General features: G+C 55.5%; 14 protein-coding genes and 1 pseudogene. 8 read left to right on the forward strand and 7 right to left on the reverse strand.

Features of this window, described 5'->3' with window-relative positions:
- Positions 1–6: 6 nt before the first annotated feature.
- From HV157_RS01480 to HV157_RS01490, 3 genes are all read right to left on the reverse strand, one after another.
- The gene (locus tag HV157_RS01480) at positions 7–993 is read right to left on the reverse strand and encodes an MBL fold metallo-hydrolase (protein WP_014170098.1); all 987 of its coding nucleotides are present in this window, start codon (positions 991–993) and stop codon (positions 7–9) included.
- A 142-nt stretch (positions 994–1,135) separates the two neighbouring features.
- Positions 1,136–1,888, reverse strand: coding sequence for a 5'-nucleotidase, lipoprotein e(P4) family (locus tag HV157_RS01485; RefSeq protein ID WP_047744673.1), 753 nt, complete (start codon positions 1,886–1,888; stop codon positions 1,136–1,138).
- Positions 1,889–2,057: 169 nt separating this feature from the next.
- Positions 2,058–2,585: a GNAT family N-acetyltransferase gene (locus HV157_RS01490; RefSeq protein WP_020884118.1), complete on the reverse strand. Its 528-nt coding sequence runs from the start codon at positions 2,583–2,585 to the stop codon at positions 2,058–2,060.
- A 132-nt stretch (positions 2,586–2,717) separates the two neighbouring features.
- Between HV157_RS01490 and treZ the strand changes: the two genes are divergently transcribed.
- From treZ to glgX, 3 genes are read left to right on the forward strand one after another with little or no spacing between them, the layout of a single operon-like run.
- Positions 2,718–4,505 carry a malto-oligosyltrehalose trehalohydrolase gene (gene treZ / locus HV157_RS01495; protein WP_138614012.1) on the forward strand — a complete coding sequence of 596 codons (1,788 nt, stop codon included), beginning with the start codon at positions 2,718–2,720 and terminating at the stop codon, positions 4,503–4,505.
- Positions 4,502–6,970 (forward strand): malto-oligosyltrehalose synthase, encoded by a 2,469-nt coding sequence (gene treY, locus HV157_RS01500; protein ID WP_138614010.1) that lies wholly within the window; start codon positions 4,502–4,504, stop codon positions 6,968–6,970. Before treZ ends, treY begins: the two co-directional genes overlap by 4 nt.
- Before the next feature lie 16 nt (positions 6,971–6,986).
- The gene (gene glgX, locus HV157_RS01505; protein ID WP_182268590.1) at positions 6,987–9,062 is read left to right on the forward strand and encodes a glycogen debranching protein GlgX; all 2,076 of its coding nucleotides are present in this window, start codon (positions 6,987–6,989) and stop codon (positions 9,060–9,062) included.
- Here glgX and HV157_RS01510 read toward each other — a convergent pair whose 3' ends face one another.
- Positions 9,063–9,611: a winged helix DNA-binding protein gene (locus HV157_RS01510; protein WP_014170092.1), complete on the reverse strand. Its 549-nt coding sequence runs from the start codon at positions 9,609–9,611 to the stop codon at positions 9,063–9,065. It lies immediately after the preceding gene.
- 244 nt (positions 9,612–9,855) lie between these two features.
- Here HV157_RS01510 and HV157_RS01515 point away from each other — a divergent pair, with 244 nt between their 5' ends.
- Genes HV157_RS01515 through HV157_RS01525 form a run of 3 tightly spaced genes read left to right on the forward strand, consistent with a single transcriptional unit; the run spans position 9,856 to position 12,583 of the window.
- Positions 9,856–10,578: a DUF969 domain-containing protein gene (locus HV157_RS01515; RefSeq protein ID WP_014170091.1), complete on the forward strand. Its 723-nt coding sequence runs from the start codon at positions 9,856–9,858 to the stop codon at positions 10,576–10,578.
- Positions 10,575–11,561, forward strand: a complete 987-nt coding sequence (locus tag HV157_RS01520; protein WP_182268589.1) for a DUF979 domain-containing protein — start codon at positions 10,575–10,577, stop codon at positions 11,559–11,561. Before HV157_RS01515 ends, HV157_RS01520 begins: the two co-directional genes overlap by 4 nt.
- A 26-nt stretch (positions 11,562–11,587) precedes the next feature.
- Positions 11,588–12,583, forward strand: a complete 996-nt coding sequence (locus tag HV157_RS01525) for a DUF2891 domain-containing protein (protein WP_182268588.1) — start codon at positions 11,588–11,590, stop codon at positions 12,581–12,583.
- A gap of 35 nt (positions 12,584–12,618) precedes the next feature.
- Here the strand turns inward: HV157_RS01525 and HV157_RS01530 are convergent, their stop codons facing one another.
- On the reverse strand, positions 12,619–14,028 hold the full coding sequence (locus tag HV157_RS01530) for an MFS transporter (RefSeq protein WP_182268587.1): 1,410 nt from the start codon (positions 14,026–14,028) through the stop codon (positions 12,619–12,621).
- A 116-nt stretch (positions 14,029–14,144) separates the two neighbouring features.
- On the opposite strand from HV157_RS01530, the gene HV157_RS01535 reads away from it, so the two are divergent.
- A complete protein-coding gene (locus tag HV157_RS01535) occupies positions 14,145–15,068 on the forward strand; it encodes a LysR family transcriptional regulator (RefSeq protein WP_014170087.1) in 924 nt (307 codons plus the stop codon).
- On the opposite strand, the gene HV157_RS01540 is transcribed toward HV157_RS01535, so the two are convergent.
- Together HV157_RS01540 and silR are read right to left on the reverse strand one after the other, a co-directional pair.
- Complete coding sequence (locus HV157_RS01540; RefSeq protein ID WP_134178808.1) at positions 15,055–16,515, reverse strand: Cu(+)/Ag(+) sensor histidine kinase; 1,461 nt, start codon at positions 16,513–16,515, stop codon at positions 15,055–15,057. The two genes, HV157_RS01535 and HV157_RS01540, sit on opposite strands and share 14 nt — an antisense overlap.
- A complete protein-coding gene (gene silR / locus HV157_RS01545; RefSeq protein WP_032670366.1) occupies positions 16,505–17,188 on the reverse strand; it encodes a copper/silver response regulator transcription factor SilR in 684 nt (227 codons plus the stop codon). The genes HV157_RS01540 and silR overlap by 11 nt, the downstream gene beginning before the upstream one ends.
- 190 nt (positions 17,189–17,378) lie before the next feature.
- Here silR and HV157_RS01550 point away from each other — a divergent pair.
- Positions 17,379–18,503, forward strand: a pseudogene (locus HV157_RS01550) (Cu(I)/Ag(I) efflux RND transporter outer membrane protein); the annotation flags it as partial.
- Positions 18,504–18,506 lie beyond the last annotated feature (3 nt).

Raw genomic sequence — 18,506 nt, forward strand, 5'->3', positions numbered from 1 at the left:
TCCGTTTTACTTTGCGCTGTGGCTGTCACGATTGGTATAGGTGACGGGCACCCAGGCGTAACCGCCGTGCTCGCCTTTCGTGACGTAACCGATACCCGGGAACGGCAGGTGGGGGGCTGCGACAAGGTCTCTGTTTTTCACAAAATCAGCAAAAGCATCCTGGCGGACACGTGCCGCACCGTCCTGATCCTGGTCGTAGGCGATGGTCACGGCGGGCTGCGGGAACTGTACCGCCGCGACGTGGATAATATCGCCGACAAAGGTGATTTTCTCGCCTTTACTTTCCAGCGTATAGAAGGCCGATCCAGGCGTATGGCCCGGGTGAACCGTGCCGGTTATCCCGGGCAGAAGCTGCGAGGTTCCGGAAAAAGGAACCACCTTGCCGGCATCACGATACGGTTTTAAGGTTTTCTGCGCGACATCGAAGTAGTTCTGGTCGTAGCCGGTTTTTTTCTGATTATCGTTGTTAAAGAAAAAGTCGATGTCAGGTTTGCCGACAAAAACGCGCGCATTGGTAAACACCGCCTTGCCATCTTTGACCAGGCCTCCGGCATGGTCGGAGTGTGCATGGGTCAGTAAAATCTCGGTGATGTCCTGCGGCGCGATCCCCTGCGTTGCCAGACTCTCAATCAGTCGCCCGCCGTTACCGGGGCCAAAAAGCTGGCCTGAGCCGGTATCCACCAGAATCTTGTGGCCGGGTAGCGCAATCAGAAAAGCGTTAATGGACGCCTCTACCGGGTTGGTCTGGAAATTTTGTGTGAGCAACGCATCGGTTTTCTGCGGGGTCGTCCGACGAAGTAATTTGTGCAGGTCTTGCGCCACGGTACCGTCGGTAAACGAGGTCACCATAATATCGCCAACCTGCACACTGTACCCCCCGGCAGGCTGTTTAACCACGTGCTGGGGCGTTTCTGCCGAAGCCTGAAGCGCAGGGTAGAACAATAACGAACTGGAAATCAGCGTTGTCAGGGCAAGTTTTTTTACGGTCAGCATAAGGGTCTCCTTCAGAAAGAGCTCATCTTACTTCTCCGTAAAATTATATGAACCCGCCTGATAATGATAGGACCTATAAACGGGATGAATAGGTCGGATCAAATGTCGGGTGGCAGCAATGTGCCACCCGGCAAGCCAGACGTTATTGCTTCAGCGGGGCTTTCCAGCCTTCAAGCGTGGCTTTTGACCACGAGCCATACGCGGCATTGGGCAACACAATCCAGTCACTGCCAAAGCGATCGGCGCTGGCCTCAACGAGTTCACGCTGCGCTTCGCTCGGCTTTTTGTTTTTAAATTGCGCGGCGAAATCAGGCAGGCTGTCACCGAAGAGCATGATTATCTGCTGTTTCTTCAGGATGCTCTGGCGGCGGGCTTCTTTACTGACCGTATCGAGCAGAACGCTATCTTCTGAAACCTGCGGTAAGCCAAGGGATTTTAACGTATTGAGCGTATCTGCTTTGTTTTCCTGCATGCGGTCAGATACATAATAAATACGGACCTTACTTTGATTCACGCGATCAAGAAACGCCTTCGCGCCAGGAATTAATCCCGGTTTTCCCTGCTTTTCCCAGTCACTCCAGGTGTCCCATTTCGTATAGTCGTGGCACTGTTCGGCATCACGCGCCAGTAACGGGGTGTTATCCAGCACCGTTTCATCAAGATCCATCACAACGGCATAGTTCTCTGGCGTAGACAGCCCTTTTATTTTTTCGTTAAAACGCTCGGTGGCGAAACGGTAGGTCTGCAGCTGAAGTGCCATGATTTCTGCCGATTTCTGTTGATAGCGCAGCGCCATCTCATACGCTTTCGGCTCACAGATTTCGTGGTCGGCTGCCGTGGCGGTCGCGCTCAAAACAGGTAATGCCAGCAGTAATGCCTTAGCCATTGAATTCACTCTTCTTTCCTTAACGTCATTGTCAAAATCATGTAAGCGTATTGAAATTAAGTGACAGAAAAATGAAGGGAGGCAGGTGAGTCATATTCTGACGCACATTCCCTTGCGCGCTGGGTGGATAATTTTCAGACTAATCGCTTTCGTCCGCCAATATCCGTTAGAGCCAGGGTCAGATCAGCATGTAATACCAGAACAGGGCGATTTCGTCTTTTTCCGGTAATGCGTTGTAGAGGAAACGATCGTATCCGCCTAACGTAAAGCCATAATGACGGTAGAACAGGCAGGCAGAAACATTCACATTCTGGGTTTCGAGCCTTAATCCAGCCGCGTTGACGCTTCGCGCCCACACGTGTGCGGCCGCCATCAATTTTTGCGCCGCGCCAGCTCTGCGTTTCGTGCGTTCAACGGCAATATAGTCAACGGCGATAAATTTATTCCAGCTCATTGAGGCGGTGATAAAACCGGCAATTTCTCCCTCATCTGTTTCGGCCACAAGAAATATGGCATCCGGATTAACGCAATGATTTTCAAGGGTCTGCATATCGAGCTCATACGTTTTACGATAAGGCACGGCGACAGCGTCGATATGCAAATCACAATGTATAAAAGGCTCCCGCGCAACGTGACTGACGGTGAATGAAAAGTCACAGCATTCAAGACGTGCGAGGTCGGTATTTAATCCTTTTCGAATCTGCATGGTATTCCTTGTGGCGAATATTTTTATAAATAATAGATGAAGCCATTAAAACCGCTGGCGTAACACTCTTTTGATCCTGAACTAAGCTTGTACTTCATTCCGCGTAAAATGTGGGTCATTCGAGGACAATGAATGGAATTCAGGACATTTCAAAAACACTGGGGTGCTGAGTTTATTTCCAATGACGTTGTACGTTTTCGCGTCTGGGCAGAAGGACAGAAAGAACTTACGCTACGTCTGGCAGAAAACGACTTGCCAATGACGGCGGTCGGCAGCGGCTGGTTCCAGATTGACGTCCCCGGCGTCACGCACGGCACAGAATATCAGTATGTTTTGCCGGACGGCATGGCCGTTCCCGATCCGGCGTCGCGCGCCCAGGCTGGGGATGTTAACGGTCCCTCGGTTGTTATCGATGCCAGACGGTATCCGCCCGGCAACCGGGAGTGGGCAGGGCGTCCGTGGGAAGACACGGTGATTTACGAGCTGCACATCGGCACCTTTACCCCGGAGGGCACCTTCCGGGCCGCCATTGAAAAACTGCCTTACCTGGCTGAACTTGGCATTACCCAGATTGAAGTCATGCCCGTCTCACAGTTTGGCGGATCGCGCGGCTGGGGATATGACGGGGTATTGCTGTATGCACCTCACTCTGCCTATGGCACGCCAGAAGACTTCCACGCCTTTATCGATGCTGCGCATGGGCTTGGGCTTTCTGTCGTGCTGGATATTGTGCTTAACCACTTCGGCCCGGAAGGCAATTATCTGCCTGTGCTGTCACCCGCGTTTTTCGACGCGGAACGGATGACGCCCTGGGGCAACGGGATTGCTTACGAGGCTGAGCCGGTCAGGCAATACATTACCGAAGCCCCGCTGTTCTGGCTGACGGAATACCATCTTGATGGATTACGGTTTGATGCCATCGACCAGATTAAAGACGCATCGGATAAACATATCCTGCAGGAGATTGCCGAACGCATTCGCGAGGCTATCCCCGGGCGGCAGATCCATCTCACCACCGAAGACAGCCGTAACGTTATCTTCCTGCATCCGCGTGACGCACACGGTGCGACCCCGCTTTTTACCGCGGAGTGGAACGATGACTTTCACAATGCCGCGCATGTCTTTGCCACCGGCGAAACGCATGCGTACTACCAGGATTTTGCCTTTGAACCGGAGAAAAAACTCGCCCGTGCGCTGACGGAAGGTTTTGTCTATCAGGGCGAGGTTTCTCTCCAGACCGGCAAATCGCGCGGCGTGGAATGTCACACGCAGCCGCCACAGTTTTTTGTCGATTTTATTCAAAACCACGATCAAACCGGCAACCGCGCTCAGGGAGAGAGACTGATCGCCCTCGCGGGGGCCGATAAAACACGGGTGTTGCTTGCTGCACTGCTGCTTTCGCCCCATATTCCGCTGCTGTTTATGGGGGAAGAGTTTGGTGAAACCAATCCGTTTTTGTTCTTTACCGATTTTCACGGTGAGCTTGCTAAAGCAGTGCGAGAAGGGCGCGCAAAAGAGTTTACCGGCCATGCCGGGCACGATGCGTCCGTCCCCGACCCGAATGACGTGCAGACCTTTGTTCGCTCTAAAATTGACTGGAATAAGGTCGCCACCGATGACGGTAAAACGTGGCTTCGCTTCACGCGAACGCTGCTGACGTTGCGCCATCGTCATATCGTTCCGTTACTGCGAAAGGGCGTCACGGTGGAGGGCAAGGTCATCAGGACGGCACCCGGCATGATTGCAGTGAGCTGGCGATTCCCGACCGGAACGTTGTCTCTGGCGTTCAATACCGGCAATAAGGCTGTTGATGTGCCTGCACTGGCAGGAGAAACGCTCTTTAGCTGGCCGGAGGTGAACGAGGTGTTACCGCCGAACAGTATTATTGTTCGCTTTGCTGATGGAGAAGCATCGTTATGATCCCTTCCGCGACCTACCGTATTCAGTTCCGTAACGGCATGACGTTTGACCGTGTCGTGGAACTGGTGCCGTATATGAAAGATCTCGGCATCAGCCATCTTTACGCCTCACCTGTGTTTACCGCCACAACCGGCTCTACGCACGGCTATGACGTGACCGACCCGAATGAAATCGACCCCGCCATTGGCGGACGAGAAGGATTCGACCGTATGGCGGCCGCACTCAGGCAGGCGGGAATGGGCTTGATACTGGATATTGTGCCTAACCACATGTCGACCTCGCTGGAGAATCACTGGTGGCGAGACATGATTGAGCACGGCAAACAGAGCCGCTACGCACGCTATTTCGATATTGACTGGTCACGGCCGCTTACGCTGCCGTTTCTGGGCGACACCTTTGAGGCGGAGCTTGAGAAGGGCGCCATCACTGTAAAACGTGACCCTGTCACGGACAAAGCCGCGCTGGTCTACTACGACACCGCCTATCCTCTTAACCCGGGTACCTTTGTGGAGGGTAAAAGCATTGCGGCGCTGCACGAGGCCCAGAGCTGGAGGCTGATGTCCTGGCGTGAAGCCCCGAAACAGCTCTCGTGGCGGCGTTTCTTCGAAATCACCGGCCTGGTGGGCGTGCGGGTTGAAGACGCGTCGGTATTTAGTGATACACACCGATTGATCCTTGAACTGGTTCATTCTGGCGTCGTTGACGGTCTGCGAATTGACCATATCGACGGTCTGGCCGATCCGTTGGGCTATCTGCAGCGTCTGCGCCAGGCAACCGGACCGGCGTGTTACATCACGGTTGAAAAAATTCTCGCCAAGGGGGAACAGCTGCCCGTCGAATGGCCAGTCTCCGGCACCACGGGGTACGAGTTTATTGCCTCGCTGGCGGAAGTTCTGGTGGACGACAGCCGCCTTGACCGCCTGGAGAAAATCCATGACGACACGCTCGGGGAAACCGTTGATCGGTTTGCAGCGTTACGGGATGCCAAAGGGCTGATGACCGATCGCAATTTTGAGGGCGAATTCACTACCCTGTTAACTATCGCCACCGATCTTGCCCGACGCAATGCGGTTGAACTGCAACCCGACGAGATCCACCATGCGTTGCGCGAGCTGCTGATCGCGTTTCCGGTGTATCGGACCTACGGCACCCGTGAAGGATTAACCGCCTCTGACGTGGCGCTGCTCAATCGCGTTGTCGCAAGCGTTAACACCTCTGAAGCGGCCCTGAGCCTGATCGTATGTATTCTTACCGGCGATCTTCCTGAAAATTGCCACGACGACGCGGCTCGTTTCAGAACCCGCTTCCAGCAACTCACCGGGCCACTGATGGCGAAATCCGTGGAAGATACGCTGTTCTTTCGCCATAACCTGGAGCTGGCGCTTAACGAAGTGGGTGCAGACCCGACGCCGCGCGCCTTTTCGCTATCGCGTTTTCATCAGGAAATGCGCATCCGTCTTGCTCGCCAGCCTGACGCCTTACTCGGGACATCCACCCATGACACGAAGCGCGGTGAAGATGCCCGGGCACGCCTCTATACCCTGACGGAAGCGCCGGAACAGTGGGGCGAAAATCTGGCCCGCTGGCGGCAGATGAATCAAACCCACGTGCGTTTTCTGAGCGACGGTACCGCGCCGAACGCTGCCGATACCTGGATGATTTATCAGGCTCTGGCCGGCGTCTGGCCCGCCACGCTGTCACCTGACGATGTCGACGGGCTGAAATCACTCGAAGAGCGCTTCCTCGGCTTCCTGGAGAAAGCGCTGCGCGAAGCCAAACAACGCACAGACTGGATAGACAGCAACGAAAGCTATGAGAGCGTGGTGCTGAGCTATGCCCGGCATCTGCTTTCACCGGACAACACGCTGTTCCTGAAGGATTTCAGTGAGGCGATGCAGCCTTTTATCCGTGCAGGGCTGATGAACAGCCTCAGCCAGACGGTGATCAAACTCACCGCACCTGGGGTACCGGACATCTATCAGGGCTGCGAAGCGCTTAACTTTAGCCTTGTCGACCCGGATAACCGACGGGAACCGGATTTCCCCGCGCTGGTGCACCACCTCAGCACGGCGGATGCCGGGGTATTTGCCCGCCCGGAATGCTGGCGAGACGGAAGCGTTAAGCAATATGTCACCGCCACGCTGTTACGGCTTCGTCCACATTATGCCGCGCTATTCCATTACGGTGACTGGCTGCCACTGAAGGTGAGCGGCGAGCGGGCGGAGAACCTGATTGTTTACGCACGCGTGAAAGACGAGGAGGCGCTGATTGTTGCCGTGCCGCGGCTGGTCTTCGACGTGACAACCCATGAAGCACTGTGGGCCAATACCACTATTGCTATACCCGATGCGCTGGCAGGAAAACGCTACCGGGATCTGTTCACCGGTGAAAGCCGGGTTCTGCAAGAGACGCTGGATGTAACGTCTGAAACGGGATGCTTAATGGTTCTGCTTACCTGCGAATGATCGTGGAGAACAAAAAATGCCAAAGGATAATACGTTTGAAATTCGGGCCGGTCATGGCCAGCAGCAAGGCGCAAATTATGACGGGAAGGGGGTCAACTTTGCGCTGTTTTCAGCACATGCGGAGCGGGTTGAGCTCTGTCTGTTTGACCCTTCAGGAAAAACCGAAATCGCCCGGCTGGAGCTGCCGGAATATACCCATGAAGTGTGGCACGGCTATGTGCCGGATCTGAAGCCTGGCGCGCTGTACGGCTATCGTGTTTACGGCCCGTATGACCCGGAAAACGGGCATCGCTTCAACCCGAATAAACTGCTTATCGATCCGTATGCCCGTGAACTGGTGGGCGATATCGACTGGAACGACGCCCATTTCGGCTATGAGCTGGGTCATGACGATCTCGACCTCAGTTTTGATACCCGCGACAGCGCGCCGTTCACGCCAAAATGCAAGGTCATCGACCCCAATGCTTTTGACTGGCAGGATGATAACCGGCCAATCATTCCGTGGCCGAATACCGTTGTGTATGAGAGCCACGTGAAGGGCTTTACCCAGCTTAACCCGGCGATTCCGCCTGAACTGCGCGGTACGTTTGAAGGGATGGGACACAAAGCCTCGGTCGATTATATCAAAAGCCTTGGCATCACCTCTGTTGAACTGCTGCCGGTTCACTGGTTCCCGGACGATCAACACCTGCTCGACAGGGGGCTGAAAAACTTCTGGGGCTACAACACGCTCGGCTTCTTTGCACCGGCGTCACGCTATTACGGTCCGGCGGGGATCCAGGGTTTTCGCGATATGGTGCGCGCCTATCATGACGCAGGCATCGAGGTGATCCTTGATGTTGTCTATAACCACACGGCAGAAGGCAATGAGCTCGGCCCAACGCTGTCGTTTAAGGGGATCGACAACTTCAGCTATTACCGCACCTTACCCGATCAACACCGGTATTACATTAACGACACCGGAACGGGGAATACGGTGAATACCTCCCACCCGAGAGTGCTCCAGATGGTGATGGATTCACTGCGCTACTGGGCCGAATCGATGCATATTGACGGTTTCCGTTTCGACCTCGGGACAATTCTGGGCCGTGAGCCCGAAGGCTTTGATCCACGCGGTGGCTTTTTCGATGCCGTCACGCAGGATCCGGTGTTATCCCGTCTGAAGCTGATTGGTGAACCCTGGGATATCGGCCCCGGCGGTTATCAGGTCGGCGGCTTCCCGCCAGGCTGGGGGGAGTGGAACGACAAATACCGCGATACCGTACGTGAGTACTGGAAGGGCGATAACGTGTCTAACGACTTCGCCGCGCGCCTGCTCGGTTCCGGTGACTTGTACGACCTGCGCGGACGCCGTCCGTGGGCCAGCATCAACTTTATCACCGCCCACGACGGCTTTACGTTGAATGACCTGGTGTCTTACAACGAAAAGCATAATGCCGACAATGGTGAAGACAATAACGACGGGCATAACGATAACCGGTCGTATAACTACGGAGAGGAAGGGCCGACAGAGAATCCGGATATTATCACTACCCGGGAGCGGCAGAAGCGTAATTTCCTCACCACGCTGTTGTTCTCTCACGGCACGCCAATGCTGCTGGCCGGGGATGAGTTTGGCCGTACGCAAAAGGGCAACAATAACGGGTATTGCCAGGACAGCGAGATCTCCTGGATCGACTGGAAGGGGTTATCGGAAAACGACACCGCCCTGCGCGACTTTACCCGCCATCTGATTGCCCTTCGCGCGAAACAGCCATTGCTGCGGCGAGAAAGCTGGCGCGACGGACTTGAGATCCGCTGGTTTAACGCCGGCGGCGGCCCGCAGCAGGATGAGCAGTGGGATGAAGGTTCAACCCTCGGCGTATCCATCAGCAGACCGGACCTCAGACAGGAGCCGGGCCTCTGGCACGATGTGCTGATGCTGTTTAACCCGTTTGAAGGCACCGTGCCGTTCCAGATCCCCCAGTTTGGCGAAGGAGGCTGGGTACTGGAACTCTCCACGGCGGATGACGTTGTCCCCGGGACGGTCATCACCAAAGCCGTGGATTACCATCTGGCCGGACGAAGTATTTCGCTTTTCAGACGCCCTTAACTACAGTGATGCCGCCGCCCGCGCGGCGGTGTCATACAGGGAAGATATGGTCCGGAGCAGCTGCGCGGTGTCACCAATAGACGCTCCGGAAATCCCGCTCTCCGCATGGATATTGATCAGGCACGCTTCCCGCACGTCGCGGTATTTCATGCATAACGCTTTCCCTTCCTCCGTCGTTGAGAAATAGAGCTCTTTTCCAGCTTTTTCACTCGTCACGTAGCCCGCCTTGACCAGCTTCTTCAGTGCATACGTCACCACATGGGTATCTTCCACGTTCAGGACAAAACAGATGTCGGCCAGCTTTTTCTTGCGGTCGCGGTGGTTCACGTGATGCAGAAGCGAGACATCAAAAGCGCCCATATCTGGCTCACCGGCGGCGGTCATGCAGCGCACCATCCATTTGTTAAACGCGTTGCTGGTCATGATCAACGCGTACTCCAGCTCTGATAATTCCGCGCAACGTTCCGATACCAGATGGCGAGAGGACACGATACGGCCATCGGTTATATCGTCGTGATTTGATGATCCAGCACTCTTCTTTGCAGTCATAACGTTCCTTACGGGGGGTGACGTTGGCCAGGAAATGTAAACTCATCGATAAAATAAGAACATTTTATTGATAAATTGTTTACATGTTTTTGTGGTTCAGATATAGCTTTTTAGTGCAGGTTCTGCGGAGCCTGACGCAAAACACAACATCGCGCGCCGCACTGCATCCCGCTTCGCCATGATGCGAAGTATTAAAAAAATAGCCGCCGGCGCGCAACGCTCACTTTGGATAGGGTAAACGTTTATGGACGGTTCGACACTGTTGCCGCTCATCGGTATACCGGTGGTGGTTATTGGTTTTGCTCTGCGTTTCAACCCGCTACTGGTGGTTGTGGTGGCGGGGCTGGCTACCGGACTGCTGGTTGGCATGGATTTTGGGATGTTGCTGGAGACCTTTGGCGAGAAGTTCGTCAACAGTCGTTCCCTGGCGACCTTTATTCTGATCCTGCCGGTTATTGGCCTGCTGGAATATTACGGGTTGAAAGAGCGGGCGCAGGCGTGGGTGGCAAAGATTGCCAGCGCCACCTCGGCACGTATTCTGATGCTCTATTTTGTGGCGCGTGAAGGGACGGCCGCGCTGGGATTGATGTCGCTGGGTGGGCATGCTCAGACCGTTCGTCCGCTGCTGGCACCGATGGCCGAAGGCGCAGCGCTCAATGAGTATGGCGAACTGCCGCAACATATCCGGGACAAGATCAAAGCGCATGCCGCGGCATGCGACAACATCGCGGTTTTCTTTGGCGAAGATATTTTTATCGCGTTTGGCGCGGTGCTGCTGATCGACGCTTTCCTGAAAGAGAATGGGATACAGGGCATTGAACCGTTGCATATCGGCCTGTGGGCCATTCCGACCGCCATCGCGGCATTGATTATTCATATGACGCGCCTGTTGCGTCTGGATGCCAGCATCCGTCGTGACGTTATGTCCTGGCGCGCTGAGCAGGGTACACAGGAGATCGCGCCATGATGACCCTGATCACCATTAACCGCGTGTATTACCTGATCGGCTTTGTCGTGATGCTGCTGGTCGTGATGACCCTGCGCGATCGCGCGAATCCTAAACGTTTTACCACCGCGCTATTCTGGTTCCTGTTCGGCGGGATCTTCCTGTTTGGCGACCTGATGGTGCAGGAGCTGGGCAAATCCCTTGCTTATCGAATTATCGGCGGCTGCGTCATTGTGATTGCTCTGCTGGCGGGCTTTGGTCTTGTCGGCAAAGGGCACTATAAAATGGCTACCGATGCCGAGCGCGAAGCCTCGTCAACGCGGCTGAAAAACTGGCTTTTCCTGCCTGCGCTGATGATCCCGGTGGTTACGGTGATCGGGACATTATTCCTGAAAGGGGTGTCGATAGGGGGCGTATTCCTTCTTGACCAGAAACAGCTCACGCTGGCGGCACTGTGCGTCGCCTGTGTGGCGGCGATCCTGACCGGCTGGTGGCTGACAAAAGGCACGCCCTTGCAGGCTATTCGCCAGTCCCGGCGCCTGGTCGACACCATTGGCTGGGCGGTGATTTTGCCACAGATGCTGGCCATGCTGGGCGGGGTGTTTGTGGTGGCGAACACCGGCGAGTCAGTCCAGAAGGTCGTTAGCCTGTTTGTGAACCCCGACAGCCGGTTCATGCTGGTGGTGATTTACTGCGTGGGCATGGTGCTTTTCACCATGATCATGGGCAACGCCTTCGCGGCATTCCCGGTGCTCAGCGCCGGTATCGCCTTGCCGTTCCTGATTAACGTTCACCATGGTAACCCGGCACCGCTGCTGGCGATTGGCATGTACGCGGGCTATTGCGGCACGTTGATGACGCCGATGGCAGCCAACTTTAATATCGTCCCGGCCGCGCTGCTGGAGCTTAAAGATAAGTACCAGGTGATCAAGATCCAGATCCCAACGGCGTTAACCCTGTTGGTGGTCAACGTGTTCTTAATGTATTTCCTCGTTTTTCGCTAAGCGCGGCAACGATCTAAGGAGCTAATATGGAATTAACGCAACACCAGGCCGACGCGTTTGCCCGCATGCCTTTGACCTATTTACGCCAGGAATATCCGAACCACATTATGCACCTGCTTAATGATGACGGTGATGTCCTGCCACCTCGCGAACTGCACCCCATTTTTTATGGCTGCTTCGACTGGCACTCGGCGGTGCACGGCTACTGGCTGCTGCTGCGCTGCGTGCGGCTTTACCCTGAACTGTCGTGCCGGGATGAAATTGTCGCCCTGTTTGATGAACACATCACGCAGGAGAAGGTGGCGAAAGAGCTGGCCTATTTCAAGGCACCGTTTCGCGCCTCGTTCGAGCGCCCTTATGGCTACGGCTGGCTTCTGGCGCTGACGCAGGAGCTGAAGCAATCCGCGTTACCTCAGGCCGCCAGCTGGTATCAGACACTGCAGCCGTTAACGCAGGACATTCGCGACAGACTGGTGGATTACCTCAGCAAGCTCACCTATCCGATCCGTGTCGGTACGCATTACAACACCGCTTTTGCCCTGGCGCTGGGGATTGATTACGCCCGTGAAGTGCAGGATAACGCCCTTGAACAGGCTATTCTGACGGCGGCGACGCGCTTTTATCTGGCTGACACGCATTACCCGGCCCACTATGAACCGGGTGGTGATGAGTACATTTCCGGCGCGCTGACGGAAGCGCTGTTGATGAGTAAGGTGGCGGAGCATTTCCCGACGTGGTTTGACGCCTTTCTTCCTGATGTGGGGTCTGTTTCGGCCCTGATGCACCCGGCAGAAGTGAGCGATCGTACCGACCCGAAAATTGCCCATCTGGATGGGTTAAACCTCAGCCGCGCCTGGTGCATGAAGCATATTGCCCGCGCGTTGCCGGATAACCATCCGGGACAACAGGCGCTGCGCGAGGCAGTCAACCGACATCTGGCGGCAAGTGTCGAGCATGTGGTGGGCAGCCACTACAGCGGTGGACACTGGCTGGCGAGTTTTGCGCTGCTGGCGCTGGAGTAAATCACAGGTGCAGCGCGTAGTGCGCTGCACCGTGTTTATGCCGTAGCCTGACGCGTGGCGCGCAGCCGGCTCACGCTAAACACGACAGAAACCGCCGAAGTAAAGACCGCAATCCACAGTGCATAATGAACGGCCCGATCGTCAAAAGCCGGCTGATTCTGCGTTGTGGCCAGCAGAACGCCGATCACGGCAGCCCCCAGGCATTGTCCAAACGTCCGCACGATAGCCAGTACACCGGATGCGTAGCTGGCATACTCCCGCACCACGTTAGAGAGCATTTCCCGGTTATTGGGACTCTGGAAACAGCCAAAACCAATCCCGCACACCAGGCTTCGCAGACAGATATTCCATGCGGAAGGGCTGGCGGGCAGTGTCGCGAGCAGGATCAACCCCACCACAAACACGATCAGCCCAAGGGTAGATATCAGCGGGGCTGAAATTGTGTCTGCCCAGCGGCCCGCATGCGGCGCAATCAGTACGATACCTATCGGCCAGGGTGTGAACAGCAGCGCGGAGACCACCGGACTGTAGCCATATACGCTCTGAAACAGGAACGGCAGGGCGATAAAGGTGATGCCCTGGCTCACAAACGAGGCCAGCGACGTGAGCGCGGCGAGCGTAAAGCGTCCATTGTGAAAAATAACGGGAGGCAGTATGGGGCTTCGGGCGCGGCGAATATGCCAGACAAAGGTGATGGTGCTAATCGTGGCGAGCAGCGCCCAGCTGATAGCCTCGTGGCTGATGTGGTGCGAAGCATGCTGGAAACTGTTGGCCGTCATGATCATCGCCCCCAACAGGACCGCGGAGAGCAGTGCCCCCGGGGCATCGAACGGAGAGGGATCTGAAGCCGGTTGTCGTGGTAATGCCTTCCAGGCCAACAGCAGGGCAATCGTTCCGGGAACAAGGTTAATGGCGAATAACCACTGCCAGCGCAGTACGTCCAGGATCGTCCCGCCCAGTACGGGTGCAATGGCCGTGCTGGAGGCGATAAGCAGGGCGTGCAGTCCCAGAATGCGGCCAAGCAGTCGACCGGGGAAGACGGCGCGCAGTATCGCCGGGGCAATACTCAGTGTGGCCGCCCCGCCAATCCCCTGCAAAATCCGCATCCCGATCAGCATGTCCGGGGTGCGGGCCAGCGCGCAGCCGAGCGAGGTGAGTGTAAAGACGGCAAGTCCGGTCAGAAACACCGGGCGGTAGCCAACGCGGGCCGCCAGGGCAGCGAAGATGGCCAGAGTCATGGCCGCGGACAACAGATACCCATTGGCGAACCAGACGGCCACATTCGCGGGCACCTGCATCGCGCTTGCCATCGAAGGCAAGGCGATGTTGATCATGGTGCCATCAAAAACGCCCATCAGCGTGGTGGTCATTACCGCGGCCATCACCCGGGCGCGTTCATGGCCGGGCAATCCTTCGTCGCCGGGCTGGTTTGAAAATAGCGTCATCGTCGTAACTCCGGAAAGAATGTTGATGACGAAACTATAATCATGGGATATACAAGGCGGAAGACGCAGCAGTTGCACTGTTCAGTTGCATACAACGCCTTATCTGAGGATGCATCATGTCCGATCCGGATTTTAATTTGCTTGTCGCCCTCGACGTCCTGCTGGCCGAAGCCAGCGTGGCGGGCGCGGCGCGGCGTTTAAACCTGAGTACGTCAGCCATGAGCCGTACCCTGAGCCGGCTGCGAGAGGTGACCGGCGACCCAATCCTGGTGCGGGCAGGGCGTAATATGGTGCTGACGCCCTGGGCCGAGGCCACCCGGGAGCGAGCCAGAGGGGCCGTGTATGAGGCAAGAGCCGTATTGCAGCCCTCCACTGAAACGCTGAAGGTGGAAAACCTCGAGCGGCTGTTCACCATCAGAGCCAATGATGGTTTTGTGGTTGCATTTGGCCCATTGCTGATTGCCGCCGTGGCCGAAGCCGCGCCCGATGTGTGTATTCGGTTCTCGCCGAAGCCTGAGAAAACGTCACGCTATCTGCGGGAAGGGCTGGTTGATCTGGAAATTGGCGTGCAGAGCAACATGGGACCTGAAATACGCCTGCAGCGATTATTTCAGGATCGGTTCATTGCCGCGGTACGTAAGGGACATCCGCTGGCGGCACAACCCACGGTCAGCCTTCACGATTATGTTTCCTGGGGCCACGTGGTTGCCGCGCCCGACGGGTCGCTACACGGCTTTGTCGACGATGCGTTGGCTGAAGTGGGGATGAAGCGCAAAATTGCCAGCGTCGTGCCCGGTTTCCCGACGGCGCTATCCGTGGCGCTGGCGTCCGATCTGATCGCCATGGTTCCGGCATTGTATCTGCTGAACCAGCCGATGGCGCAGAGTGTGCATGTCTTTGAACTGCCGTTTAAAACCCGAACCATAACGGTTTCGCAGATGTGGCACCCGCGAATGGAAAGGGATCCGGGGCACCGCTGGCTGAGAGAGAAAGTGCTGGACGTGTGTCGGGCTGTGCAGCAACCACTCAGTGCTGAGTAACCCGCTTAGGCACGGACAAGATAAAGCGTGTCGACTGAGCATCCGATTCGACGCGGACTTTGCCATGATGCGCGGTGACAATTGACTTCACAATGGCAAGACCAATCCCGCTGCCTTCGCCTTTTCGCTGCCTGGAAGGATCCACCCGGTAGAAACGATCAAACAGCCTGGGTAGATGTTCTTGCGGGACAGGTTTCCCGGGGTTGGCAATCATCAGCTCAAAATCGCTTTCCCGTTCGGCGATCGAGACAGTCACCGTCTTGCCTTCCGGCGTATAGCGCAGGGCATTGGATAACAGGTTGTTGATTGCGCGTCTGAACATCTGCGGATCGCCTTCGATCAGGCAGGGCATCCCGTGAAACGTCAGCGTGATATGACGTTCTTCCGCCCAGGCCTCGAAGAAATCAAAGACTTTAATGACCTCCGCGCTTAAATCAAACATCACCCTGTCCGGGATCAGCTGATTATTATCCGCCTGCGCCAGGAACAGCATATCGCTGACCATCCGGGTCATCCGGTTATACTCTTCAAGGCTGGAGTAGAGGATATCTTCCAGCTCTTTCGGCGTCCGGTTCTGGCTGAGTGCGATTTCAGTCTGGGTCACCAGATTGGTGATGGGGGTTCTGATTTCGTGGGCGATATCGGCAGAAAAATTCGCCTGGCGGGTGAACACATCTTCAATCTTTTCAATCATATGGTTGAACGAAATCACCAGTTGCTCCAGTTCAACCGGAACGCGCGACGGTTCCAGCCTCGCATCGAGATTTTCAGAGGTGATATTTTTAATGGCATTGCTGACGTTACGCAGCGGCAGGTGTCCCTGACGGACCGCGATTCGAATGATAAGAATAATCAGCAGGCTGATCACCACGGCAATCGCAATCAGGTTCTTTTTCAGCGCATCGAGGTAATGGAGATGGAAATTAATAGAAAGCCCGATCAGCATAACGTAATTCTGCGCTTTTCCCTGCAGCGTTGCCGTGCCTGACGAGGCGATAATCCGGTACGTGTCACTTTTCATCTCAGCGCCGGAATGACGCTGCAGGGTGGGGGCATCTACCGTCCAGAGAAACACATCCCGTGCCCGGCTGTGCGTGCTGAATGCCGCCGTGTTCACGGCAGGGCGTAACGCTGCCCCCTGCGCCGTACTGAACAACACCTCTCCACGCGCGTCGAGAAGCAGAACCGCAACGTTACGATAGCTGGCAATTGACTCTTTGATTTTACTGATTTTCTTCTCGTCCGGATCTGCCGGGGACTGCAGGATACGGTGCATCGCGGTACTGATTTGCTGCAGATCGTTGATATCCTGCTCGGCAAAATGCTTTTCAACGGAGTGCAGCATAAACCAGGTGAAGGCGAAAAATGCCAGTATCGTGGAGAGGCTGATAAAAAACGTCAGCCTCAGGGCTAGTGAGAAAGGGCGTCCGGGTAATTTAACGCGCATCCGGTGCCTCCAGCATGTACCCCACGCCGCGGACCGTCTGGATCAGCTTCGGCTCATAATCATTGTCTATTTTCGCGCGAAGCCGTTTGACGGCGACATCAATCGCGTTGGTGTCGCTGTCAAAATTCATGTCCCAGACCTGGGATGCAATCAGGGAGCGGGGCAGCACTTCCCCCTGGTGTCGCATAAAAAACTCCAGCAGGCTGAACTCTTTACTGGTCAGCAGGATGCGGTTTCCCGCGCGGCTCACCTTTCTGGACACGAGATCAATCATCAGATCAGCCACCTGAAACTGGCTTTCCGTGATCACCGTATTGCCCCGTCGCAGAAGCGTCCTGACGCGGGCGAGAAGCTCCGCAAAGGCAAAGGGTTTGATCAGGTAATCATCCGCGCCCAGTTCAAGACCCTTCACCCGGTGTTCAATAGTGCCAAGGGCTGAGAGTAACAGAACCGGCATTCCCTTCCCGGCGGAACGTAGCATGCGGATGATATCCCAGCCGTTCACGTCGGGAAGCATGATATCCAGAATCAGGAGGTCATACTCGGCGGTCATGGCGAGATGATATCCGGTCAGGCCATTGTCAGCGTGGTCCACCACAAACCCCGCCTCAGTCAGCCCCTTGCTGAGGTACTCCCCGGTTTTTATCTCGTCTTCAACGATCAGTATTTTCATCTTACTCCCCTGACTGGCTGCTCTGGACATTCTAGAGAGCCTCAAACCGTTATCAATGACTTACGTTAAGAATGACAACATTGTCATTATCCTGTCACCAGGCAAACAGGAAGCACGCTGTAGAGTAACCCTGGTAATACTCTGGACTTCATTTGAAACATTTACCAGGTCTGCCTGGACGAGAAGCGTGATGTGCACATTAAAACGACTTAGCATTAGCACAATATTTTTCCTGGCAGGCTGCGTCTCGCTGGCACCAGAATATGCGCGTCCGCCAGCACCGGTTCCGCAGCAGTTCTCGTTATCCCGAAATAGCCTCACGCCGGTGGTGGCGGGGTATCACGACAGCGGATGGCGTAGCTTTTTTACCGATCCTCAGGTCGCAGCACTGATCGCCGAAGCCCTGAATAACAACCGTGATTTAAAAATGGCCGCCCTCAAGGTTGAAGAGGCGCGTGCGCAGTTCAACGTGACGGATGCCGACCGGTATCCGCAGGTGAATGCCTCGTCAGGTGTAACCTACAGCGGTGGGCTGAAAACGGACAAGCCGACCACACAGCAGTACGACGCAGGGTTGAACCTCAGTTACGAACTCGATTTCTTCGGCAAACTCAGGAATATGAGTGATGCTGACAGACAGAACTATTTTGCCAGCGAGGAGGCTCGCCGTGCCGTGCATATCCTGCTTGTCTCCAGCGTGTCGCAGAGCTATTTCAGCCAGCAGCTGGCCTACAAACAACGTCGTATTGCCCGCGATACGCTAAAGAACTATCAACAATCCTGGGCTTTTGTTGAACAACAGCTGCTAACGGGCAGCACCAACGTTCTGGCACTTGAACAGGCCCGGGGGCAGATTGAAAGTACCCGTGCAGAAATAGCGAAAAGAGAAGGCGAGCTGGCTCAGGCCAATAATGCCCTGCAGCAGGTTCTGGGAACCTATCGCGCGCTGCCGGCAGAGAAAGGAGGCGGCGTCGATGAGATTACCCCCGTCAAACTGCCGCCTCGTCTGCCGTCAGAAATATTGCTTCAGCGCCCGGACATTATGGAAGCGGAGTATCAACTGAAAGCGGCTGATGCCAATATTGGCGCGGCGCGCGCCGCCTTTTTCCCGTCCATTACGCTAACCAGCGGGCTTTCAGCAAGCAGTACGGAATTATCCAGCCTCTTCACCGCAGGAAGCGGGATGTGGAATTTTATTCCGAAAATTGACATTCCTGTTTTTAATGCCGGAAGGAATAAAGCCAACCTCAAACTGGCTGAAATTCGCCAGCAGCAGTCAATCGTCAATTACGAACAAAAAATTCAGGCGGCTTTTGGT

The sequence above is a fragment of the Enterobacter sp. RHBSTW-00318 genome (assembly GCF_014101375.1).
In the GTDB taxonomy this organism is placed as follows: domain Bacteria; phylum Pseudomonadota; class Gammaproteobacteria; order Enterobacterales; family Enterobacteriaceae; genus Enterobacter; species Enterobacter ludwigii.